Here is a 24,637-nt window from a genome sequence, read left to right on the forward strand (position 1 = left end):
TGGGAAAACGCCAATTACACACAAAGGAAAATAGCCATGAGAAATAATCAACCCGTTACTGACGTCGAATTACATTTTTCCGAAGAAGACATTCTCACCTCTACCACCGATTTGAGTGGCTATATCACCAGTGTCAGCCCAGCTTTCATAAAATTGAGTGGTTTCACTGAAGAGGAATTACTGGGGCAGCCGCATAACATTGTGCGTCACCCGGATATGCCGGAAGAGGCCTATGAATGGATGTGGCGAACCATAGAGTCCGGTTGTACTTGGCGCGGTTTGGTAAAAAACCGTTCCAAAAATGGCGATTTTTATTGGGTGGAAGCCAATGTCGCGCCAATTTACAACGAAGGCCAGTTGATTGGTTACCGGTCTATCCGCTTCAAACCAGCACGCAGCGAAGTTGATGCGGCGGCCGCACTTTATGCTGATATCAAAGCCGGTCGAGTTAAAAACCCCTTTAAAGACGGAAAGATTTCTAGCGTATTTAGCAAAATTAAGCTCTGGCAAAAGTTTGTTGCCTTAGTGGTTCTGGCTATTGCTATGTTCGCAGTGCCAACCTACTTTTTGATAAATGACAATATCGCAGACAAGGATTTCGCATTAAAGGAAAAACAAGGTGTCGATTACGCCACGGAGACCATCAAACTGATGCAACTGGTGGTGGAGCACCGTGGCTTGAACGCGATGGTGATCGCAGGCAACGCACAGGAAGCGAGTCGTCGGGAGGCGAAACGCAACGAAGTCAATCAGCAAATCACCAGTATATCCGCATTGGACGGGCGGTTGGCTAAATTAAAGCTGACTTTGGCCTGGCAGGCACTCAGGGAAAAATGGCAAGAGCTGTCCGCTTCGGCTAGCAGATTTGATGCACAAACCAATCTTGCAAAGCATGGCGAATTCATTAGTCAATTGCATGCTTTTAACCGCAAAGTGGCTGATGCCTCGGGATTAGGGTTGGATCCGGAAACCGATACCTATTACGCCCAAGTGTTGGCAATTAACTTATTTCCTGAGCTGTCCGAACAATTGGGTATGCTCAGAGGCGTGGGGTCTCCGATTTTGCAGCGAAAAACCGTGACTGTTGCAGAAGCCGCTTATCTGCGGGCGTTAATCGCGAATGCCGAAGAAACCCTGATGATGATCGACGAGAATATTCCCAAAATCGGCAGTATGGATCCCGCACTCCGCACGGATTTGCAAAAAGCCGCCGCCTTTGCCAAGCAAGCGCTGACCTTGACTGAAACAGAAATTTTACAACGCGGGCAACTCGAGCTTGCCGGTAGCGATTATTTCAATAGCTTGACTCAGGCGATCCAACAAAACTTCTCGTTATCAGGCGGATTTAGTAAGTTGCTATATGCCGGTTTGGATGCACGTTTGGCGCGATTAGGAGGCACTATCAACACCACGCTGATAGTTGTGTCATTGTTCTTGTTGGGTTTCCTGGCGATGAGTTGGTACATCGTCATGGGGGTGCTCCGTCCAGTGAATGCAATGATTCATGCCATGACCTTGTTCGGGCGCGGCCAAATGCCGCAAAACGATAGCCATAACTACGGCTTGGAATTCAATCAACTGAATGAGGGTGTCAAAGCCGCGGTATTCTCCGTGCAATCTTTGATTGCCGATGCCGTTATGCTGTCTCACGCTGCTGTAGAAGGCCAACTGTCTACCCGAGCAGATGCCACTAAACACCAGGGTGATTATCGGAAAATCGTCGTAGGCGTTAATGACACACTGGAGGCCGTGATCGGACCTCTGAACGTCGCCGCCGAGTACGTGGACAACATCTCTCGCGGGGCGATTCCGGCCAAAATCACCGACCACTACAACGGCGATTTCAACACCATCAAAAACAACCTGAACAACTGTATCGACGCGATTAGTAGCATGGTGGCCGAAGCAGCGGCACTGGAAAAAGCGGCCATCGAAGGCCGCTTAGCCACCCGCGCCGACGCCAGCCAATACCAAGGCGATTACCGCAAGATTGTCGAAGGCGTCAACAACACGCTGGATGCCGTGATCGGGCCCTTGAACGTGGCCGCCGAATATGTGGACAACATCTCTCGCGGGGCGATTCCGGCCAAAATCACCGACACCTACAACGGTGATTTCAACACCATCAAAAACAACCTGAATACCTGTATCGACGCGGTGAACGCCCTGGTGGCCGACGCCAACCGGTTGTCTACTGCCGCCGTCGAAGGTCGCTTGGCCACCCGAGCGGATGCCAGCCAACACCAAGGCGATTTCCGGAAAATCGTCGAAGGGGTCAACAGCACCCTGGATGCGGTGATCGGGCCCTTGAACGTCGCCGCCGAGTACGTGGACAACATCTCTCGCGGGGCGATTCCGGCGAAAATCACCGACCACTACAACGGGGATTTCAACACCATCAAAAACAACCTGAATAACTGTATCGACGCGATCAGCAGCATGGTGGCGGAAGCCGCTGCGCTGGAAAAAGCGGCCATCGAAGGCCGCTTAGCCACCCGCGCCGACGCCAGCCAATACCAAGGCGATTACCGCAAGATTGTCGAAGGCGTCAACAACACGCTGGACGCCGTGATCGGCCCGCTCAACGTCGCGGCCGAGTATGTGGACAACATCTCTCGCGGGGCGATTCCGGCCAAAATCACCGACACCTACAACGGTGATTTCAACACCATCAAAAACAACCTGAATACCTGTATCGATGCGGTGAACGCCCTGGTGGCCGACGCCAACCGGTTGTCTACTGCCGCCGTCGAAGGTCGCTTGGCCACCCGTGCCGATGCCAGCCAACACCAAGGCGATTTCCGGAAAATCGTCGAAGGGGTCAACAGCACCCTGGATGCGGTGATCGGACCCTTGAACGTCGCGGCCGAGTACGTGGACAACATCTCTCGCGGGGCGATTCCGGCGAAAATCACCGACCACTACAACGGCGATTTCAACACCATCAAAAACAACCTGAATAACTGTATCGACGCGATTAGCAGCATGGTGGCCGAAGCCGCTGCGCTGGAAAAAGCGGCCATCGAAGGCCGCTTAGCCACCCGCGCCGATGCCAGCCAATACCAAGGCGATTACCGCAAGATTGTCGAAGGCGTCAACAACACGCTGGACGCCGTGATCGGCCCGCTCAACGTCGCGGCCGAGTACGTGGACAATATCGCCAAAGGGGCGATCCCGGCCAAAATCACCGATAACTACAACGGTGATTTCAATGTCATCAAAAACAATCTGAACACGTGCATCGACGCGGTGAACGCCCTGGTCGCCGACGCCAATATGCTCTCGACCGCCGCCGTAGAAGGCCATCTGGCAACTAGAGCCGATGCCACTAAACACCAAGGCGATTTTCGCAAGATTGTCGAGGGCGTGAACCTGACCCTGAATGCGGTCATAGGCCCGTTGAATGTAGCGGCTGACTATGTCGATAACATTTCCAAAGGACACATTCCGGCCAAAATCACCGATAGCTACAACGGCGATTTCAACACGATTAAAAACAACCTCAATACCTGTATCGATGCGGTCAATGCACTGGTGGCCGACGCCAATATGCTGGCCACCGCCGCCGTCGAAGGCCGTCTGCAAACGCGTGCCGACGCCAGTAAGCACCAAGGCGACTTCCGCAAAATCGTCGAAGGCGTCAATGACACCCTGGATGGCGTGATCTTGCCGCTGAATGAAGCCGTCGAAGTGCTGGCGTTGGTTGAACAAGGCGATTTGACCCGCAACGTGACAGGTAACTACAAAGGCCAGTTGGGTGAATTTAAAGACACCGTGAATAACACCGTCGCCAAACTCTCCCAAACCATTTCCGAGGTTATTTCGGCAGCGGATCAGCTGGGTAATGCCTCAGAGCAGATCAGTTCCACCTCCCAATCGCTGTCGCAAGCCGCCAGCGAACAAGCGGGCAGTGTCGAGATCACCAGCGCCAGCATCGAGGAAATGGCGGCCAGCATCAACCAGAATGCCGACAATGCCAAAGTCACCGACGGCATGGCCAGCAAAGCCGCTACCGAAGCCAGCCAAGGCGGTGAAGCCGTTAAGCAGACCGTTGACGCCATGCGCGAGATCGCCAAGAAAATCGGCATCATCGATGACATTGCTTATCAGACCAACATGTTGGCACTGAATGCGGCCATCGAAGCGGCGCGGGCCGGCGATCACGGCAAAGGCTTCGCGGTAGTGGCGGCGGAAGTCCGCAAGCTGGCCGAGCGCAGCCAAGTGGCCGCGCAGGAAATCGGCGAATTAGCGGAAACCAGCGTGGAAACAGCCGAATCGGCCGGCAAACTGTTGGATGAAATCGTCCCCAGCATAGCCAGAACCTCCGATTTGGTCCAGGAGATTGCCGCCGCGTCGCAAGAGCAATCGGCCGGTGTCAGCCAAGTCAACAATGCGATGAACCAGATGAACCAGATTACCCAGCAGAATGCTTCGGCCAGCGAACAATTGGCGGCAACTGCGGAAGAAATGATGGGGCAAACCGAACAACTGCAAACATTGATGAGTTTTTTCAAAATTACCGCTTCCGGACATGGTGTTAGCCGGTCTGCGACCCAGGCAACATCGCGTCAGTCAGGAAGTGCAAAGCCGACAAGCGCGAAAGCCGCAGAGGATGACACTATCGATTTGGATGCAGCCATTCAAGCGCACAGCGAGTGGAAAGTTAAATTGCGACGGGGTATCAGCCAACATGAGCACATGGATGCCGTCACCATTGGCCGGGACGATTGTTGCAAGTTGGGCAAATGGTTACACGGTGGCGGCCAACGGCAATACCAACATTTGTCGGGTTTTCAGGACTGTCTGCATAGACATGCCCAGTTTCATCGCGAAGCCGGAAAAGTGGCCGAGGTTATTAATAGCGGCCAATATGAAACAGCCGAGTCCTTGTTAGATGCGGGCAGCGCCTTTGCATTGGCGTCCAGCCAAGTCAGTGTTGCAATCGTGACATTGAAAAAACAAGCGAAGTTGTAAAACAGCGGCTTGTAGAACTTGGGTTTTGATAACTGGAATCAGCTGAGCGAAATGACTCAAGCAACGGGCGACTAAAAGAGAAGTGGTCAGCCTGATGTTGTGAAATCAGCGCGGTAAGGAATGCCGTACTACTTTATCGCGTGAGCGACGTTATACATTTAAGAAAACTAATGAGGGTACAACAATGACAGTCACACAACGCTTGTTAATACTGATCGGTTCGGCCGTTTTGGGCTTGGCCGGATTGGCGGGATTCAGTTATGTTCAGATCGATAAGGTCTACACGGCTGCTAATTTTAATAGTGTTAACACCTTACCCAGTGTGTTAATGCTGAATGATGTCGCCGACGAAATATCCAATATTCGCGCTCAGGTCTGGCAGCATATTTTACTTACGGATAAAACCGCCAAAGACGCGTTGGAGCAAAAGATCGACGCCAACCGGGCCAAGATAGATAGTGTGCTTAAAGAGTATGAGCCGCTGCTTTACGACGAAGAGGACGGAAGGCTTTTAGCAGCAGACCGAGAAAATTTAATGGCATACGATGCCTTACGAATGAAGGTCCGCGACTTGTCTCGAGCAGGTAAGATGGAAGATGCTCGCGATGCCATGATAGACGGTCAGGCAGCTATTAGAAAACTCATCGACGGGTTCGCAGATCATAGTGGTTACAACCAGAAGCTAGGTAAAACGTCAAGTGATACCGCGGCTTCAACCAAGTCCAGTGCAGTCTTACTTTCGTTCTTTATTGCTTTCTTGACCATGATGGTAATGGGGGTGCTGGGCTTTTTTATCCTACGCAACCTGATGCGTCAACTGGGCGGGGAACCGGCGTTTGTTGCGGATTTGGCCTATAAAATTTCGCAGGGAGATTTATCTACTGCCATTCAACCTAAACAAGGCGATGAAACTAGCGTTATGGCGAATATGAAGCAGCTTAGCGATAACATCAAAGCGCTGTTAGCCGAGATGGACCATATGGCCACCGAGCATGAAAAAGGTGATATCGATGTCGTGGTTGATCAACAAAAATTCCACGGCAGCTTTAAGACTGTTGCCAAAGGTGTTAACGACATGGTGAACGGGCATATCGCCGTCAAAAAGATGGCGATGAATTGTTTCGTGGAGTTTGGGAAAGGTAATCTCGACGCCGATGTGGAAAAGCTGCCTGGCAAGAAAAAATTTATTAACGATACCATTGACGTAGTAAGAAATAACATCAGAGCATTGGTCGTCGACGCCGAGATGCTCTCCACCGCCGCCGTTGAAGGCCGTCTTGCTACCCGCGCCGACGCCAGTAAACACCAAGGTGACTTCCGTAAAATTGTCGAAGGCGTCAACAACACGCTGGACGCCGTGATCGGCCCACTCAACGTCGCGGCCGAGTATGTGGACAACATCGCCAAAGGCGCGATTCCGGCCAAAATCACCGACCACTACAACGGCGATTTCAACACCATCAAAAACAACCTGAATACCTGTATCGACGCGGTGAACGCCCTGGTGGCCGACGCCAACCGGTTGTCTACTGCCGCCGTCGAAGGTCGCTTGGCCACCCGAGCGGATGCCAGCCAACACCAAGGCGATTTCCGGAAAATCGTCGAAGGGGTCAACAGCACCCTGGATGCGGTGATCGGGCCCTTGAACGTCGCCGCCGAGTACGTGGACAACATCTCTCGCGGGGCGATTCCGGCGAAAATCACCGACCACTACAACGGGGATTTCAACACCATCAAAAACAACCTGAATAACTGTATCGACGCGATCAGCAGCATGGTGGCGGAAGCCGCTGCGCTGGAAAAAGCGGCCATCGAAGGCCGCTTAGCCACCCGCGCCGACGCCAGCCAATACCAAGGCGATTACCGCAAGATTGTCGAAGGCGTCAACAACACGCTGGACGCCGTGATCGGCCCGCTCAACGTCGCGGCCGAGTATGTGGACAACATCTCTCGCGGGGCGATTCCGGCCAAAATCACCGACACCTACAACGGTGATTTCAACACCATCAAAAACAACCTGAATACCTGTATCGATGCGGTGAACGCCCTGGTGGCCGACGCCAACCGGTTGTCTACTGCCGCCGTCGAAGGTCGCTTGGCCACCCGTGCCGATGCCAGCCAACACCAAGGCGATTTCCGGAAAATCGTCGAAGGGGTCAACAGCACCCTGGATGCGGTGATCGGACCCTTGAACGTCGCGGCCGAGTACGTGGACAACATCTCTCGCGGGGCGATTCCGGCGAAAATCACCGACCACTACAACGGCGATTTCAACACCATCAAAAACAACCTGAATAACTGTATCGACGCGATTAGCAGCATGGTGGCCGAAGCCGCTGCGCTGGAAAAAGCGGCCATCGAAGGCCGCTTAGCCACCCGCGCCGATGCCAGCCAATACCAAGGCGATTACCGCAAGATTGTCGAAGGCGTCAACAACACGCTGGACGCCGTGATCGGCCCGCTCAACGTCGCGGCCGAGTACGTGGACAATATCGCCAAAGGGGCGATCCCGGCCAAAATCACCGATAACTACAACGGTGATTTCAATGTCATCAAAAACAATCTGAACACGTGCATCGACGCGGTGAACGCCCTGGTCGCCGACGCCAATATGCTCTCGACCGCCGCCGTAGAAGGCCATCTGGCAACTAGAGCCGATGCCACTAAACACCAAGGCGATTTTCGCAAGATTGTCGAGGGCGTGAACCTGACCCTGAATGCGGTCATAGGCCCGTTGAATGTAGCGGCTGACTATGTCGATAACATTTCCAAAGGACACATTCCGGCCAAAATCACCGATAGCTACAACGGCGATTTCAACACGATTAAAAACAACCTCAATACCTGTATCGATGCGGTCAATGCACTGGTGGCCGACGCCAATATGCTGGCCACCGCCGCCGTCGAAGGCCGTCTGCAAACGCGTGCCGACGCCAGTAAGCACCAAGGCGACTTCCGCAAAATCGTCGAAGGCGTCAATGACACCCTGGATGGCGTGATCTTGCCGCTGAATGAAGCCGTCGAAGTGCTGGCGTTGGTTGAACAAGGCGATTTGACCCGCAACGTGACAGGTAACTACAAAGGCCAGTTGGGTGAATTTAAAGACACCGTGAATAACACCGTCGCCAAACTCTCCCAAACCATTTCCGAGGTTATTTCGGCAGCGGATCAGCTGGGTAATGCCTCAGAGCAGATCAGTTCCACCTCCCAATCGCTGTCGCAAGCCGCCAGCGAACAAGCGGGCAGTGTCGAGATCACCAGCGCCAGCATCGAGGAAATGGCGGCCAGCATCAACCAGAATGCCGACAATGCCAAAGTCACCGACGGCATGGCCAGCAAAGCCGCTACCGAAGCCAGCCAAGGCGGTGAAGCCGTTAAGCAGACCGTTGACGCCATGCGCGAGATCGCCAAGAAAATCGGCATCATCGATGACATTGCTTATCAGACCAACATGTTGGCACTGAATGCGGCCATCGAAGCGGCGCGGGCCGGCGATCACGGCAAAGGCTTCGCGGTAGTGGCGGCGGAAGTCCGCAAGCTGGCCGAGCGCAGCCAAGTGGCCGCGCAGGAAATCGGCGAATTAGCGGAAACCAGCGTGGAAACAGCCGAATCGGCCGGCAAACTGTTGGATGAAATCGTCCCCAGCATAGCCAGAACCTCCGATTTGGTCCAGGAGATTGCCGCCGCGTCGCAAGAGCAATCGGCCGGTGTCAGCCAAGTCAACAATGCGATGAACCAGATGAACCAGATTACCCAGCAGAATGCTTCGGCCAGCGAACAATTGGCGGCAACTGCGGAAGAAATGACCAGTCAGGCTGAACAGCTGCAATCGTTGATGAGCTTTTTTAGACTCGACAATGGCGGTCGAAGAGCTACGACGCCAACTGAAGTCAAAGCCACAAAAAAGACTATCAAGGTAAAGCCCGTCGCTCAGGCAAGTGCGAATATCGATCATGACTTCGATTTAAACCAGTTCGAACGTTTCTAGGAGCGGGCCATGACAGAACTTGCAACAACTCAGGAAAAATTACCGGCTGCGCAGAGCAAACAGACTGCGCTGGCGGGTCAATACTTAACCTTTACCCTTGGGGGCGAGCTTTACGCACTAGGCATTTTGAGTAGTAAGGAAATCATCGATTACGGCAATCTTACCGAAGTACCTATGATGCCGGTGTTTGTGCGCGGCGTGATTAATCTGCGCGGTAGCGTGGTGCCGGTGGTGGATTTGCTGGCGCGCTTCGGTAAGGGATCGACGCCTGTTGCCAAGCGCACCGGTATCGTTATCGTCGAAACCGCCAGCGAAACTGAGGATGGCGTATCCCAGGATCTGGGGATCATCGTGGATGCAGTCAACGAAGTGGTCGAAATCAGTCAACAGGACATCGAGCCGCCGCCAAGTTTTGGGGCGGGGATTAGACCTGACTTTATTAACGGCATGGCCAAACGGAATGGCCGCTTTGTTATTTTATTGAATGTCAGTAAGGTACTGTCGGTGGATGAAATGGCGGCTTTGAGTAAAGTTCGCCAAGACCGTCATGCGTTGCCGGATACAAACGTCGCTTAATCGATCCAGTACTTGAGACGTTTAAATTTATCAACATGCTGGCTAACTGCCTTTCAGCTTGTTGCCGTATGTAGGCGGGAAAACATACGGTACCAAGAGGTGGTTCCGTTCCTGATACGGCAATCTCTTAATGAACGGAATTTACCTTTGCGGGGCTTCTCGAACAACTTAATCGGGCTGAATGCTCGTCTTTCTGAATCTTAGGCATTAGCAAAAGGGATGGCGCGTTGAGAAGCGTCAATTTCTTCTCAACTTGATTCCTTGCGGGTAGACCGTGGCAAAGTCTTATGAATATTGCTTTTTGACGGGCTAATTATTAACCCGGCCTTTGGATGCCGTGCGTCCGGAGCCTGGCGAAGGGCACACCAGCCTAGGCTTCGACGAGTTCAGCCCGAACGGAATAACCGTGACAAATAGGGCCGGGTTAATAACCCTGAAGGTAAGGCAAAGGCTTTAGGCATTTGCCCGGTCAAAATAATTAAAAACACACTGGCTCGGAGAGCGAAAAATGTTACTTAAATTTAATATCGGCGCACGTCTGGCCTGCATGATCGGATTTGGCGTATTGGTTGCTGTTGTCCTGGCGGTTCAAGGTTATACGGGTTTGAACGCCAGCCAACAGAGTTTGAAGACCGTTTATGAGGACCGTATGGTGCCATTGCGGGATCTGAGCTTGCTTAATGAGTCATTACAAGAAAATAAATATGTGTTGTTGGATGCATTGGGAGAATTGGCGAATAGTCCAAAAACAACGAGTGGTACACAAGAGGGCAAGACAAATGCAATGTCGACTGTGGAAAAAAATAACGCGACTGTAAACGAGCTGTGGAAGGGTTACATGGCAACTTATTTAACCCCCGACGAGAAAATTCTCGCGGAGCGGTTTAATGAGTCTCGCGTCAAGTTTGATCGAGAGGCATTACAACCTGGGTTAGAAGCGTTGCGTTTGGGCCGCGGTGACCAAGCCAGTAAACTCGTGGCTGATATTGAGCGCTTATACGAATCGGTGGATGCTGATGTTGAAGCGCTGAAAAACTTGCAAGGCGACGTAGCAGCGGCTGAGTACAAAGCTGGTGTTGAGCGTTTCGAAACCGCCAAGATCGTTGCTTTGAGTTTGCTGGTTGGAGCGATCGCTATTTTGGTGTGGCTGGGTATGGTCATCACGCGTTCAATCACCCGGCCGCTGGGACAGGCATTGGCGGTATTTGACAAAATCTCCAACGGGCAATTGAATTCGGAGATTGACGCCGCAGGCGAAGACGAAGTCAGTCAGGTGTTATTGGGTTTAAAAGCCATGCAGGCTAGACTAGGAAGCAATGTTGCCGAAATTCGCATGATAGTGGAGGATGCGGTGAATGGCGATTTTAGTACCAAGATGAGTTTGGACAGCAAGCAAGGTAGCGATCTGCAAATTGCCCAGTTATTAAACCAGCTGACCGATACGACCGAAGTCGCATTGCAGGACATTAGCAGGGTGGCCGGTGCGCTGGCTAATGGCGACTTGTCGCAAACCATAATCAAGGCCTATCCTGGTTTGTTCGGCGAAACCAAAGACGGCATAAACGGCACCGTTGAAGCTTTGTCGAAGATTGTAAGCGAGGTGACGTCCTCCGCCGGCGAGTTGTTGAACGCGTCCGAACAAATCAGTTCTACGTCCCAATCCCTCGCGCAGTCGGCGAGCGAGCAAGCCGCAAGTGTCGATGAATCCAGTGCCAGTATCGAAGAAATGGCAGCTAGTGTTAATCAGAATGCTGAAAACGCCAGGATTACAGAAGGCATGGCCAGTCAAGCATCTCGGGAAGCCATCGCAGGTGGTGAGGCGGTTAAGCACACCGTCTCGGCCATGAAACTAATCGCCAGCAAAATCGGCATCATTGACGACATCGCCTATCAAACCAATATGCTGGCCTTAAACGCCGCTATAGAAGCGGCGCGGGCGGGCGACCACGGCAAGGGGTTTGCAGTGGTCGCGGCGGAAGTCCGCAAACTCGCCGAGCGGAGTCAAATAGCCGCGCAGGAAATCGGTGAATTGGCGGAAAACAGCGTAATGACGGCTGAAAGCGCCGGCAAGCTGCTGGATGCAATCGTACCGAGTATCGCCAAAACCTCCGATTTGGTGCAGGAAATCGCCGCCGCGTCTCAGGAGCAATCGGCAGGTGCTGGTCAGATTAACACCGCTATGAGTCAGATGAGTCAGCTGACACAGCAAAATGCCTCTGCAAGCGAAGAATTGGCGGCAACAGCCGAAGAAATGACCGGACAATCCGAACAATTACAACTGTTGATGAGCTTTTTTAGGATGACGGGCGAGCAGTCTCCAAGCCAGAAAGTTGCGTACTCGAATCGTCGGCAAACCACGAAAAAAACCCTGTACACAAAAAAACCTAAATTCCACGAAAACAACGAACCGGAATTCGATCTTAATCACTTCGAGCGGTTTTAACCGTATTATTGGGAGAGTTGATGTGTATACGCTACAAATAGGAGTATAGAGTGTCGTCAATCCATCGTGTCGGCGCGCCGATATTGCATAAGCAAGAGTTTGCCTGGATCAGGGACTATCTTTACAAGCACGCTGGTATTGTCTTAAACGACAGTAAGCAGGCCATGGTGATGGGACGTTTGGAGAAGCGTTTGCGTCATCATGGCATCGATAGCTATGGCGAGTATTTTCGGCAATTCGGTAAGCCGGGATTCGAAAATGAAACGACGATGGCTATCGATTTGCTAACCACCAATGAAACCTATTTTTTCCGCGAATCCAAGCATTTCGATTATGTGGTTGAAAAGATTTTGCCGCAGCACTCCGCGGCCAAGCCGTTTCGAGTTTGGAGCGCGGCCAGTTCTAGCGGCGAGGAAGCTTACACGCTGGCGATGCTATTGGCGGAGTATTTGAGATCCCGGCAATGGGATATTGTCGGAACAGATATTTCCACGCGAATTCTGGAAAAAGCCCGGCGTGGCCTGTATCCCAGTAATGCCGCCGAAAAAATTCCTCTTCCGTTATTGAAAAAGTATTGTCTGAAAGGTACAGGTGAATATGACGGTTTTTTGCTGGTGGCGCCTGAGCTACGCAGTCGCGTTAAGTTCGAATATGCCAATTTGATTGGAACGCTGCCGGACTTGGGTACCTTCGACGTGATTTTTTTACGTAACGTAATGATTTATTTTGATATTGAAACCAAGCAACGTCTGCTGGACAAAATTGTTAAATACCTGCGGCCCGGCGGCTATTTTTTTATCAGTCATTCCGAATCCTTGAGCGGTATGAAAACCGAGCTGCAAACCATCATGCCGTCGGTGTATCGCAAAGCTTTGGATTAATTGGGTTGCGGCGAGCTCGTCTGGCTTGCGAGTATAACTTTACCTGATCAGCAAGCCGCTTCACGTGTGCGCTGCCCCCATCCTTGCAATCGTCATTTTGGCAGCGAATACCGAAATCCAGGCCGCATGGATAGTTCGAAGCTTGCTATCCATGGCCCTGGATGGCGGGCATGGCGGGCTTTCTTGGTTGAGCGGAAGCCTGTTATTGATCAGGAAACTTTATTCTCCACCGCCGACTCGTTCATAATCGCGCTTTTATTTTCTGGGGCGGCAAATATGCGTTATTTACACACCATGGTTCGGGTAAAGAATCTTGCCGAATCGCTGGATTTTTATTGCAATAAATTGGGTTTAGTTGAAGTGCGGCGCATGGAAAGCGAAACCGGACGTTTTACCTTGGTGTATCTCGCTGCACCTGGCGACCGGCAGAACGCCGCAGCGGTTGACGCGCCATTGCTGGAACTGACGTTCAACTGGGATACGGAGGATTACGGTGGTGGCCGTAATTTCGGGCATTTAGCCTTCGAAGTGGAGGATATTTATGCGGTTTGCCAAGACTTAATGACTAAAGGGGTAACGATTAACCGGCCGCCGCGCGATGGTTATATGGCATTTCTGCGCTCGCCCGACCAAATTTCTATCGAATTGTTACAAAAACACCAGGCTTTGCCGCCGCAAGAGCCGTGGGCGTCCATGGCGAATGTCGGCGTGTGGTAAGGTCTGCCGAGTTGTTGCCTCTGAGTCTATATATCCACTTCCCCTGGTGCATCCAGAAGTGCCCGTATTGCGACTTCAATTCCCACGCCGTTAAAAACCCGATTCCCGAACAGGCTTACATCGATGCCTTGCTGACCGACCTGTATGCTGATTTGGAACTGCTGGGTGGGCAACGAAGCATCAACAGTATATTTATGGGGGGGGGTACGCCTAGCTTGTTTTCGCCTGAAGCGTTAGACCGTTTGTTGGCCGGAGTCAGGCAGTCAGTAATTGTTGACGAACAGTGCGAAATCACATTGGAAGCCAATCCCGGCACCTTTGAAAGCGCAAAATTTCATGAGTTTCGGGCTTTAGGCATTAATCGCTTGTCGATAGGCATTCAAAGCTTTCAGGATCGGCATTTGCGGACATTAGGACGGGTGCATTCCGCCGCCGAAGCCATGGCTGCGGTGGACATCGCCGGTAAAGCCGGGTTTGATAATTTCAATCTGGATTTGATGTTCGGTTTGCCGGATCAGAGCGAGAGCGAGGCCTTGAGCGATGTGGAAATTGCCATTAGCTTGGCTCCAACCCATATTTCCTTTTACCAACTGACGCTGGAACCCAATACGTATTTTTATAAGTTTCCGCCGAAATTGCCGGAAGACGACGTGATATTCGCCGCGCAAAAGCGCTGCCAGCAACTGTTGGCGGAAAACGGTTACCAGCAGTACGAAGTGTCTGCGTATGCCAAGCCTGGCAAGCAATCCCGACATAATCGCAATTACTGGCAATTTGGCGATTATCTGGGGATAGGCGCAGGCGCGCACGGCAAAATCAGCCGCGCCTTGCCGGATGAGATAATGCGCACGATTAAGCCGAGAAGCCCGGAACAGTATTTATCGCAACCCGGTCGATCACAATGCGAAGCGATTGAGGTCGCACAATTGCCGTTAGAGTTTCTGATGAACCAGTTGCGACTAAAGAAGGGCTTTAGTCTGAAGGATTTTGAACTGACTACCGGATTGGCGGCAGATAGCTTGGAGCCTAATTTATCCCGCTGTCTCGCCCAAGGTCTACTGCACCGGGATGGCTTGGTCTATAGCTGTAGCGAAAAAGGTTGGGATTTTTTGGACGTAGTCCTAGAAAAGTTCATCGATTAAACACGCGCGGGTATAATTGCTTTCATTTTAGATTTGTAACACTCCACAATGCTCGATTACCAAAAACAGTTTATTCAGTACGCTTTGGATTGCGGCGTATTAAAGTTTGGCGAATTTCATTTAAAGTCCGGACGAGTCAGTCCTTATTTCTTTAATACCGGCCTATTCAACAGCGGCGCTCAGCTGGATAAATTAGGGCAGTTTTATGCGCAGGCGCTGATTAGCGCCGGTGTCGAGGTCGATGTATTGTACGGGCCGGCTTATAAAGGCATCCCCTTGGTCAGTACCACCTCGATTGCCTATTCCCGCTTGCAGCGCGATATTCCGTTTGCGTTTAACCGCAAAGAAGCCAAGGATCATGGCGAAGGCGGCGTATTGGTCGGCGCACCCCTGCAAGGCAAAGTCTGGATTCTGGATGATGTTATTACCGCAGGTACGTCGGTGCGCGAATCAGTGGAGATTATCAATGCCGCCGGCGCAAAAGTGGCAGGTGTGGTAATTGCGTTGGATCGCCAGGAAAAAGGTCAGAACGAATTGTCGGCCGTCCAGGAAGTGTCGGCGCAATTCGGCATTCCGGTGTTGGCGATAATCTGCTTGGCCGACATCATTGAGTTTATTTCCCAACAGAACGGTTCGGCTGATAAGTTGGCTATTATTCAGGCCTATCGACAGCAGTACGGAATTTGAGTAGTCATGCGTGCCTTAGGCTTTTGCTTATGGATTATTGGTCTACACTTAGCCGTTACAATTTGCCCCTTATATTGAGTACAGTCGGAACAAAGGCGAGCCATGAGAAATCTGGAATTTAAAGAACAGTTGCACGAATACACGCATTGGCGCGAACAACTGATTCAGGGTATCGAATTGTATCGGGACTGGCGCAATCGTTATCGCTTCAGTGATCCACAAAGTACTGATACGTTGTTAAATATATTGCAAGGATTACACAACGATCGAGTCACCTTGGCGTTTGTGGCGGAGTTTTCCAGAGGTAAAACCGAGTTAATCAACGCGCTGTTTTTTGCTGAAACGGGCGTGCGCTTGTTGCCGTCGTCGCCGGGCCGCACCACGATGTCGCCCACAGAGCTGTTCTGGGATGAAAAAGGCGGCAGCTACATTCGGCTGCTCAACATCGAGAGCCGCTTGGAAGATATTTCCTTGATGGATTACAAGCGCAATCCTGATCGGTGGACGCAAATCGAATTGAATTGCGAGTCGCCCACACAAATGCAGGAAGCATTCAGAGAGTTGATTGCCACGAAAAAAGTTTCTCGGGAAATGGCCGATAAGCTTGGTTTGTGGAACGAGCGAGAAGCTGCCGAACAAGGCATCATCAATCCTGAAACCGTTGAAGTGCCGTGTTGGCGGCATGCGATGATCAGTTTCCCGCATCCTTTGTTGAAAGAAGGTTTATGCATTCTGGATACACCGGGCTTGAATGCCTTGGGTACGGAGCCAGAGTTAACCTTAAGCATGTTGCCTAGCGCTCAGGCCATAATTTTCGTGTTGGCCGCCGATACCGGAGTAACCAAAAGCGACTTGGAAATGTGGAAAAGCCACGTCTGTAGCTCCAGAGGCAATCGTCGCCAGGGTTTGGCTGTGGTGATGAATAAAATCGACTCGATGTGGGACGATTTGGCCGGTGAAACCGGCTATGAAGCCGCGATTCAAAAGCAAATCGATACCTCCGCGATGATACTGAATCTGGAGAAGGAAGTTATTTTTCCGGTCTCAGCGAAACAGGCGCTATTGGCTAAGGTGAAAGGCGATGATGCCTTGCTGCAAAAAAGTCGTCTCAATCTGCTGGAAAGTTATCTGTCGGACGATATTCTTGATCAACGCCGCGACATTCTGAAAGCTGTGGTTGATAAGGAGATCGGTTTTCTGGTCAGTGAGTCCGTCAAGCTGATGGATTCCAAGATTACCAACGCGCAAAAGCAGCTCGATGAATTCAAACAGGTTGATTTCGAGAATCAGGAGTTGACCGGCAAATTGATGGCTGAGACCCGTGACCGTCAAAACGCTTACATGGCTAATATCGAGAACTTTCAGGCCAGCCGGAAAGTGTTTGCGGTACAAGCGAAAATGTTGATCGATTCGTTTGCCAAAGAAAAAATCGACGACATAATTCGGCGCACCAAAGACGATATGAGTAAAAGTCTGACTACTTACGGCATGAAACAGAACATGCGTAGGTTGTTTGACGAGTTGCGCGATTTGCTCCAGGATTCAGTCGATATGACCGAAGAAACGCGCCGCTTGATCAAGGCTATCCATAAGAAATTTCAGGACGAATACGGCTTTAAGGAGATTGAGCCGCAGTTGTTTTCGATCAAACAACACCAGTTCGAACTGGAGCAGATTTTTGACGAAGGCGAAGCGTTTCGCAATAGCGCCAAAACCACGATGACCGAGCAAAGCATAGTGGTCAATAAGCTATACGGTACGCTGATTGCGAAGGCGAGAAACATTTTGCAACAAGCCCAGCGCGATGCGGTTACCTGGAGTAATAGCGTACTGTCGCCACTGATGCACCAAATCAAAGACCACAAAAAACAAATCGAAAGCCGCTTGATCATGCTCAGGAAAATCAACGAATCCAAAGGCAATGTCAACGAAAGCATTGCCCAGTTAGAGAGCGAATTGGGTCCGCTACAAGTCCAGTATCAAGAGTTACTCGAGATCCTTAAAGCTGTGCATTTGGAAATAAAAGCCGATTAGTTAGGCTTTTTCTGTCCGCAGTTTAATTGTCTGTTGCTTGTGTTGCGCGCATCCGCTTATGGTGATGGATTTGCGGCGCAAGAGTCCAGCAACTTGTGAAAGTAGTGCCAATCGAAATATGGTCCAGGGTCAGTTTTTCGGCCCGGGGCGATGTCGCTATGGCCGACAATGCGCCTGCTCGATAATTTCGGATAATCTTCCAGTAATTTTCTAACTACATCGGCAAGACACCGATATTGAACGTCCGTGTAAGCCACGCTGATGGCTCCTTCCAGCTCAATACCAATAGAAAAGTCGTTACAGCGTTCCCGATCTTGGTATTTGGAGACGCCTGCATGCCAGGCCCTGCGGTGAAACGGTACATATTGCCTGATACTGCCATCCCGGCGAATCAGCAAATGCGAGGATACCTTTAGCTGATATATGTCCTGGAAATAAGGATGTGCGCTGGGATCCAGCCTGTTACAAAACAAGTCATCGATGTAGTCGCCCGCGAATTGTTCCGGAGGCAGGCTGATGCAATGGATTACCAACAACGAAATATCGTCGGAGTCCGGCCTGTCGTCGCAGTTCGGCGAAGCGACCTGGCAAGCGCTGCTCAAGTAGTGGCCGCGAATTATCATGGTTTTCAAGCGTTGTAAGTGATGCGGTATTTTATAAGCTTTGCCAGCCATAACCCTACGCTTTTAGTTGCCCTACTTGATTGGCCCGAGTTTGATTCAGCTGTCACCGCATGCGGTTTATAATTACCCACCTTGTTCATCGTCAATTAAACGCCCATGAAACCAAACCCAAAGGAAATCGCGCTTTATCTGGCTGAAGATATCGGTAGCGGCGACATTACCGCCAGCATCGTCTCGCCCGAGACTCAAGCTAATGCCGCAGTGGTAACTCGCGAACCCATGGTGCTGTGCGGTAGAGCCTGGTTCGATGAGGTGTTTCGACAATTGAGCCCTCAGGTCATCGTCGATTGGCAATGTGCTGAGGGCGAGAGCATCTCTGCCAATACCCTGCTATGCCGCTTGCATGGCCCTGCTCGGGCATTGCTGACTGGGGAGCGTACGGCGCTGAATCTACTGCAAACCTTATCCGCGACGGCGACTGTTGCGCGCCACTATGCGGAGGCCGTGGCGGGTACTGGCTGCAAGGTCTTGGATACCCGCAAAACTCTGCCCGGTTTACGTTTGGCGCAAAAATACGCGGTCAAATGCGGAGGTTGTTTCAATCATCGTATCGGTTTATTCGATGCTATCTTGATCAAGGAAAACCACATCCTCGCGGCCGGCTCAATCGCCAATGCGATCAGGCTGGCTAGGGGCTATGCGGATGTGCCAGTCGAGGTAGAGGTGGAAAATCTTGACGAGTTTGCTCAGGCTTTTGCCGCGCAACCGGATCGGATCATGCTGGATAATTTTTCACTGGCGGATATGCGTACAGCAGTAGAGCTAAATCAGAAACGACTGGAGCTGGAAGCGTCTGGAAATATTACCTTGGATACTATCCGAACTGTTGCCGAGACCGGGGTGGATTTTATCTCGATAGGTGCTTTAACGAAAAACGTAGTTGCGGTCGATCTGTCGATGCGCATTGAGATGCGCATCGATTAATCCCATGCTGATGCGCTCAGTTGACAGCGTTCAGCATCTCATTTTCGTATAACCGCAGTTTTTTCCAGTTCGCGAATTTGCTGTCGTCGAACGGCGCATCGTGGTCGATGGCATGCTCGTAGCAACTACGAAATAGTCGGGCAGTCCGAAACGCGTGTAATTCGTCATCGGCGGTTACCGTGTCTACATTACCCACTTGGAAGGTTTTATTCCGGGACTTTCCATCTTTTACCCAAAACACCGTGTAGCAAAGATAGCTTTTATCCTTGCGGTGATCAAACTTGATAGTTCTGGATACACCGGTCACACCGGTAGTAGTTTTGTTTTTCGGCGGCTTCAAGAAGCGAGTCTTACTGCCTTTCAACACCACCAGCATCTGATCGCGCCAAGTAATCGCGGCTTTCAGCGACTTGGTTTTGCTGCCCCAGAGCTTGTGAGAGAAATAACGGCTGCTCTCCTTGCCGCGCCGAACAATACGAACTTGAAAGCCGAAAGTATCGGGTTCTGTAATGTGTTTTACTTTTGCCATTTGTCGTACCCTAAAAAATTCACAAAGGTCTGCATAGTGAATTTAAGCAGCGCGAAGCACGCAGACCGCCTGTTAATTGTGTAAGCTATGGATTACAAATTAGCGCGAAATCGGCTGTCTTGCAAGCGGAATTTGCCGGGATTATTAGGTGAATACCAACTAAATTGGTGTAGAATAGGAATCAGCCTTCTCGCAGAGGCGCAAACATCCTCTTAACCTTTTGTTTTGTAAATAATTTTGGAGAAAATTGATGAGCGTTTTAGTAGGTAAGCAAGCCCCTGACTTTACAGTTCCTGCGGTATTAGGCGACGGTCAAATTGTTGACTCGTACAGTTTCTCGGGTGCGACTAGCGGTAAATATGCAGTACTTTTCTTTTATCCATTGGATTTCACCTTCGTTTGCCCAAGCGAATTAATTGCTTTGGATCATCGTATCGACGAATTCAAAAGCCGCGGCGTTGAAGTGGTCGGCGTGTCAATTGACTCGCACTTTACCCATAACGCTTGGCGTAACACCCCCGTCAATCAAGGCGGCATCGGTCCTGTTCGTTACACACTGGCAGCCGACATGACGCATAGCATTTGCAAAGACTATGACGTTGAATCAGCTATCGGTGTAGCGTTCCGCGGTAGTTTCTTGATCGACAAAGCAGGTGTTGTCCGTCACCAAGTTGTCAACGACCTGCCACTGGGCCGCAACTTTGACGAAATGTTGCGCATGGTTGACGCGCTGCAATTCCACGAAGAGCATGGCGAAGTTTGCCCAGCCGGTTGGAACAAAGGTGACGCCGGCATGAATGCCAACCCTGCCGGCGTGGCTGAATACCTGAGTAAAAATGCTGACAAACTGTAAGCATTAGCTTTACTTTGAGACAAGGCGCATTGTCTAGGCAATGCGCCTTTTTTTGCCCCTATCTGTTATCTTGCTGAACACGCTGAAGAAACCTAGACAGAGCCTGCTCAGTAAATCTAGCGCCGCAACTCAAAAGCTGTAGTGTTTGGCCAACCGCTTTTTGTTACCCTAAAACTTAGCCTAGCGGGTTCTATCCAGCTTGCGATAGCCAATGGCTTCGCTGAGGTGGGAGATTTCAATATTCGGAGAATTAGCCAGATCGGCGATAGTTCGCGCCAGTTTCAAAATCCGGTGGTAAGCACGGTGTGACAATCCGAATTTTTCCAGCGCTTGCTCAAGTAGCTGGTGGCCGGCTTCGGACAAGATGCATATAGCCTTTACCTCCGCGGCACTTAGCCCAGCATTGGCCTTGCCTTGGCGTCGATAAGCAATTTCTCGAGCCGCGACGACGCGTTGACGAATGGTCTCGCTAAGCTCTTCGCCGTCCGCCGAACCTTTACGCAATACGTCCAGTGCGACGCGCGGCACTTCCATATGCATGTCTATCCTGTCCAGCAACGGCCCGGAAACGCGTGCCCGATAGCGGGCCACTTGTTCTGAGGTGCAGCGGCAGCGGCCGGAAGCGTCGCCCAGATACCCGCATGGACAAGGATTCATCGCGGCAATCAATTGAAAGCTGGCTGGAAAATCGGCCTGGCGGTTGGCGCGGGAAATGGTGATGTGGCCGGTTTCCAAAGGTTCGCGCAACACTTCCAAGACCTTTCTGTCGAATTCCGGCAGCTCGTCCAAAAATAATGCGCCATTGTGTGACAAGGAAATTTCGCCGGGTTTAGGATTGCTTCCGCCGCCAACCAACGCCGCAGCTGACGCGGTATGATGCGGCGCTCTATAGGGTGGCTGCCGCCAACGGCTGACGTCCAGGCCGTGGTCGCTGATCGAAGCCAGCGCGGCGGTTTCCTGGGCTTGCTGTTCGCTGAGTTCCGGCAAAATGGTCGGCAAACGTGCCGCCAACATCGACTTGCCGGTGCCGGGCGGACCTAGCATCAGTAAATTATGCTTTCCAGCGGCGGCGATTTCCATCGCCCGTTTGACGTGAAACTGGCCGTGCACGTCGGCAAAGTCCACGGTGTGAACCGCTTGCTCAAAGCTGAGATTAATGTCGGGTGGCGTGATCGCTTGCCGGCCCGCCAAGTGGGCGCAAACCTCCAGCAGTGTCCTGGCCGGCAGCAATTGCGCATCCTTGATTAACGACGCCTCCGCCGCGCAACCAGCAGGCAGAATCAGTTGCCTAAAAGCATTGCGGCAATGAATCGCCACCGGTAGTGCGCCGGGAATCGGTCGCAACTCGCCGCCTAGCGATAGCTCGCCTATGCATTCGTATTCATGCAGCCCGTCTTTGGGGATTTGCCCGGAAGCGGCCAAGATGCCCAGCGCTATCGCCAGGTCGAAACGGCCGCCTTCTTTGGGTAGATCGGCGGGTGCCAGATTGATAGTGATGCGTTGAAACGGAAATTCGAAGTGCGAATTGATGATCGCGCCGCGCACTCTGTCCTTGCTTTCTTTAACCGCCGTCTCGGGCAAACCGACGATATTGAGCGCCGGCAACCCACTACTGACATGCACTTCCACCATCACTTGCGGAGCGTCTATGCCGGAGCGGCCCCGGCTGTAAACGACGGCCAGCGACATGGAATTTTAGGCTTGCGGAATCCGTTGTTCCAGTTCGGCGACGCGTTTTTCCAGTTCTTCCAAACGGGCGCGGGTTTTCGCCAATACCGCTTTTTGCACTTCAAATTCTTCGCGGCTGACCAGGTCCAGTTTGGACAGGCCGCTTTGAAGCAAGGCATGGACGTTTTTTTCCACGTCGTCTTTCAGATTGGTCAAACCGGGAGGGATGGCGCCGGCGATACGCTCGGCGAGGTTGTCTATGGCTTTAGGATCAAACATGGTGGCTACTCTTGGTCTATGAATGAATTGGGAATGGGTAAATGATCGCGGCATATTTTATCAGTATCCTCACGATCCAAGGGTTGTTCGGTTAAGCCGCATTGATAGTGATGCTGTTCCACCGAAAAATAGTGGCAGGAACGGCACAAACCAAAACTCTTCGAGTCATTGACTTTCTGCAGCACACCCAGCGTGGTTTGCAGTGCTTGGCCTATGGTATCGAATTCCTGGCGACTGACTTTGGATTCGGCCTGCTTGAAAATATCCAGCGGTTTTAACTCGTCGATCAACTTCTTGCCGGCCTCGGTCAGGCTTAGATGCACCACCCGGCCGTCCAAAACGGACGTGGTCTTATCCAGATAGTGCTTACGCTCCAAAATCTGAATAGTCTGCGACACCGTGCCCTTGGTTAAGCCCAAATATTCGGCTACCGCAGCATGGGTGTTGCTGTATTTGTTGCACTTGGCCAGATATTCCAATACCTGACCATGTACCGGTTGCAAACCGATCGCCGCGTATTTTTTGCGTTCTTCCGAGCGAAGTAAGGCGCTAATCCGCTCGATCAGCTTAAATGTGTCTAATTCCTGCATTGGCCGGATTCTAACACATGCCGCGCTGCCAGGCCTTAAAGCAGCGCGGCATATAGGTTTAGACCCCTATAGGCGATCCATATTGTCGCTCCAATTTAAATTGTCTCTGACGAAATAGCGATACTCCGGAGGTTGTCGATTTTGCAAATTCAACACATACAACGTGCGACCAATACCGCGCCGCCGATAGCCTCCCTTCTCTTTATCGACAACTTGATCGCGCCAGGTGCCGAAGTTGATGTAGGTTAGGTTGTTATACGAACGGTCCGGCGGGTAATCCATGTCGGCTTCCGCTTGCAGTGGAATGTGCGTGTGGCCTTCGCCGTGCAGATGAAAACCTTGGGCCAGAAATGCGTCCTGAAAGGTGGGAAAGGCTTGCAAATTCTTAAAGCTGGCGCCGTCTTCGCTGTAAACCGACTCGGGCTGGATTTTTTCCAGCATATCCGCGATCAGCAACACCGCACGCACTAAATGCAACTGGATTCGAACCTTATCAAACCGGCCGGTCAGCATCAGCCATACCCTGGCTATTTTCAGGCCCAACCGGCGCCCTGACGGCGAACTTTCCAGCGTAAAATCGTCACGTAGCCAGAGGCACAAGGCTTTATACAACTCGGATTCGATGATGTCGCGCAATTCCTCGCTGGATTTATTGCGGGTTTCTTCCAGTATTCTGCTTACCGCTGCGGAGGTGGGTCTATACAAGTCCAATTCAGCCAGAATACGCTTGATGCGGCTTAAATCGAGCTGCGGGTCGTTTTTGCTTATTCGGTAGTCTTCCAGTGCCAGTTGGCAGCGGTAAATGAAGGTCGACAAGGCACCAGCCGCAACCGTGTCGCCGAAACATGGCTCGGTAAAAGGTCGGTAGTTCAATTGCTGCCAAGCTTGTGCGCGCCAGCCGTCCTTGGTCGTCCAGCCCGGCTGACCATTTGCGGCACTAATGCTTAAGCAATTGTCGCGGTCGCGCCAGTGGCCGTGGGTGATGAAGGTGCGCAGTTCCGCGTCGCCCCAGTAAAACGGCAGCCAGGGTACGCTGTCGGGCGCAGCGAAATGTTGCTCGTCGTTGAAATACATCTTGCCGACCCAACTGCGATAAGCCGCCGATAGCTCTTCAATCGGCTGCCCCACGCAGTCTTTGTAATACCTTTTCAGCACGTCCGGGTCGGCAAAAATTTCTTTGTCGTGATTACCCAGCAAGGTCAACACTTCAACGCTGATATGCTGTTTTTTTAAAAACTTTACCGTTTCCTGCAAACGATAAAAAAATCCGCAAGCACCATCGGGGTCGCTGGGGTCAGGGGCACGGCAATGTATCTTTATGATACTGGCCATAATGCGGCGCAAGCAGGGCTTAAACTCCGGATGCTCACGTTGCCACGGGTATACGCCGGCCATGGCCCATTCCGCGCTGCGAATCATATCCACCACGTCGCCGTCCAGGATCAAGGTCAATTCGGTAATCTTCTGCTTATCGCAGACCGTGACAATTTCATCGAAAAAAATCGGCCAAACCGTTTCTTCCGCGCTTTGGCTGCCGACCGTGTCGTCGGTGAAATGCACGTCGCTAATGCAGACGCACAAGCGGTTTTGGCCAGCGCTCGTCGCCCGCGCTGGTTGCAAGGTGGCTAGCGTCAGCTGTAAATCTTCTTGGGTAATTGTCATAGCTGAG

At 51.7% G+C, this 24,637-nt stretch carries 17 protein-coding genes; 11 read left to right on the forward strand and 6 right to left on the reverse strand.

Going from position 1 to position 24,637, the window contains the following annotated elements; all coding sequences use genetic code 11:
- Window positions 1-36 precede the first annotated feature (36 nt).
- From ACR64Q_RS19190 to ACR64Q_RS19230, 9 genes are all read left to right on the forward strand, one after another.
- Window positions 37-4,974 carry a methyl-accepting chemotaxis protein gene (locus tag ACR64Q_RS19190; protein ID WP_313732757.1) on the forward strand — a complete coding sequence of 1,646 codons (4,938 nt, stop codon included), beginning with the start codon at window positions 37-39 and terminating at the stop codon, window positions 4,972-4,974.
- Window positions 4,975-5,158: 184 nt separating this feature from the next.
- Entirely contained in the window at window positions 5,159-8,962 is a 3,804-nt protein-coding gene (locus ACR64Q_RS19195) for a methyl-accepting chemotaxis protein (RefSeq protein ID WP_313732758.1), read from the forward strand.
- Between the two features lie 9 nt (window positions 8,963-8,971).
- Window positions 8,972-9,538, forward strand: a complete 567-nt coding sequence (locus ACR64Q_RS19200) for a chemotaxis protein CheW (RefSeq protein WP_313732759.1) — start codon at window positions 8,972-8,974, stop codon at window positions 9,536-9,538.
- 508 nt (window positions 9,539-10,046) lie between these two features.
- Window positions 10,047-11,981: a HAMP domain-containing methyl-accepting chemotaxis protein gene (locus ACR64Q_RS19205; RefSeq protein ID WP_313732760.1), complete on the forward strand. Its 1,935-nt coding sequence runs from the start codon at window positions 10,047-10,049 to the stop codon at window positions 11,979-11,981.
- Window positions 11,982-12,031: 50 nt separating this feature from the next.
- Window positions 12,032-12,862: a CheR family methyltransferase gene (locus tag ACR64Q_RS19210; RefSeq protein ID WP_313732761.1), complete on the forward strand. Its 831-nt coding sequence runs from the start codon at window positions 12,032-12,034 to the stop codon at window positions 12,860-12,862.
- Between the two features lie 276 nt (window positions 12,863-13,138).
- Window positions 13,139-13,579 (forward strand): VOC family protein, encoded by a 441-nt coding sequence (locus tag ACR64Q_RS19215; protein ID WP_313732762.1) that lies wholly within the window; start codon window positions 13,139-13,141, stop codon window positions 13,577-13,579.
- Window positions 13,546-14,721, forward strand: a complete 1,176-nt coding sequence (gene hemW, locus ACR64Q_RS19220) for a radical SAM family heme chaperone HemW (protein WP_313732763.1) — start codon at window positions 13,546-13,548, stop codon at window positions 14,719-14,721. The genes ACR64Q_RS19215 and hemW overlap by 34 nt, the downstream gene beginning before the upstream one ends.
- 48 nt (window positions 14,722-14,769) lie before the next feature.
- A complete protein-coding gene (pyrE, locus tag ACR64Q_RS19225; protein ID WP_313732764.1) occupies window positions 14,770-15,408 on the forward strand; it encodes an orotate phosphoribosyltransferase in 639 nt (212 codons plus the stop codon).
- Window positions 15,409-15,510: 102 nt separating this feature from the next.
- The gene (locus ACR64Q_RS19230) at window positions 15,511-17,442 is read left to right on the forward strand and encodes a dynamin family protein (RefSeq protein WP_026602499.1); all 1,932 of its coding nucleotides are present in this window, start codon (window positions 15,511-15,513) and stop codon (window positions 17,440-17,442) included.
- Between the two features lie 56 nt (window positions 17,443-17,498).
- Here ACR64Q_RS19230 and ampD read toward each other — a convergent pair whose 3' ends face one another.
- Window positions 17,499-18,116, reverse strand: a complete 618-nt coding sequence (gene ampD / locus ACR64Q_RS19235; protein ID WP_026602500.1) for a 1,6-anhydro-N-acetylmuramyl-L-alanine amidase AmpD — start codon at window positions 18,114-18,116, stop codon at window positions 17,499-17,501.
- A 105-nt stretch (window positions 18,117-18,221) separates the two neighbouring features.
- Between ampD and nadC the strand changes: the two genes are divergently transcribed.
- Entirely contained in the window at window positions 18,222-19,049 is an 828-nt protein-coding gene (gene nadC, locus ACR64Q_RS19240; protein ID WP_313732765.1) for a carboxylating nicotinate-nucleotide diphosphorylase, read from the forward strand.
- 16 nt (window positions 19,050-19,065) lie between these two features.
- Here nadC and ACR64Q_RS19245 read toward each other — a convergent pair whose 3' ends face one another.
- Window positions 19,066-19,578 carry a hypothetical protein gene (locus tag ACR64Q_RS19245; protein ID WP_020484362.1) on the reverse strand — a complete coding sequence of 171 codons (513 nt, stop codon included), beginning with the start codon at window positions 19,576-19,578 and terminating at the stop codon, window positions 19,066-19,068.
- A gap of 250 nt (window positions 19,579-19,828) precedes the next feature.
- Between ACR64Q_RS19245 and ACR64Q_RS19250 the strand changes: the two genes are divergently transcribed.
- Entirely contained in the window at window positions 19,829-20,431 is a 603-nt protein-coding gene (locus ACR64Q_RS19250; protein ID WP_313732766.1) for a peroxiredoxin, read from the forward strand.
- 180 nt (window positions 20,432-20,611) lie between these two features.
- On the opposite strand, the gene ACR64Q_RS19255 is transcribed toward ACR64Q_RS19250, so the two are convergent.
- The 4 genes from ACR64Q_RS19255 to ACR64Q_RS19270 all read right to left on the reverse strand — a co-directional run bounded on the left by ACR64Q_RS19255 (window position 20,612) and on the right by ACR64Q_RS19270 (window position 24,630).
- Window positions 20,612-22,120, reverse strand: coding sequence for a YifB family Mg chelatase-like AAA ATPase (locus ACR64Q_RS19255; protein ID WP_313732767.1), 1,509 nt, complete (start codon window positions 22,118-22,120; stop codon window positions 20,612-20,614).
- Window positions 22,121-22,126: 6 nt separating this feature from the next.
- Window positions 22,127-22,378: a ubiquinone biosynthesis accessory factor UbiK gene (gene ubiK / locus ACR64Q_RS19260; RefSeq protein WP_033158177.1), complete on the reverse strand. Its 252-nt coding sequence runs from the start codon at window positions 22,376-22,378 to the stop codon at window positions 22,127-22,129.
- 5 nt (window positions 22,379-22,383) lie between these two features.
- On the reverse strand, window positions 22,384-22,968 hold the full coding sequence (locus tag ACR64Q_RS19265) for a MarR family winged helix-turn-helix transcriptional regulator (RefSeq protein WP_020484355.1): 585 nt from the start codon (window positions 22,966-22,968) through the stop codon (window positions 22,384-22,386).
- A gap of 66 nt (window positions 22,969-23,034) precedes the next feature.
- Window positions 23,035-24,630 carry a hypothetical protein gene (locus tag ACR64Q_RS19270; RefSeq protein ID WP_313732768.1) on the reverse strand — a complete coding sequence of 532 codons (1,596 nt, stop codon included), beginning with the start codon at window positions 24,628-24,630 and terminating at the stop codon, window positions 23,035-23,037.
- Between the last annotated feature and the right edge of the window lie 7 nt (window positions 24,631-24,637).

It is taken from the genome of Methylomonas sp. 2F7 (genome assembly GCF_057126975.1).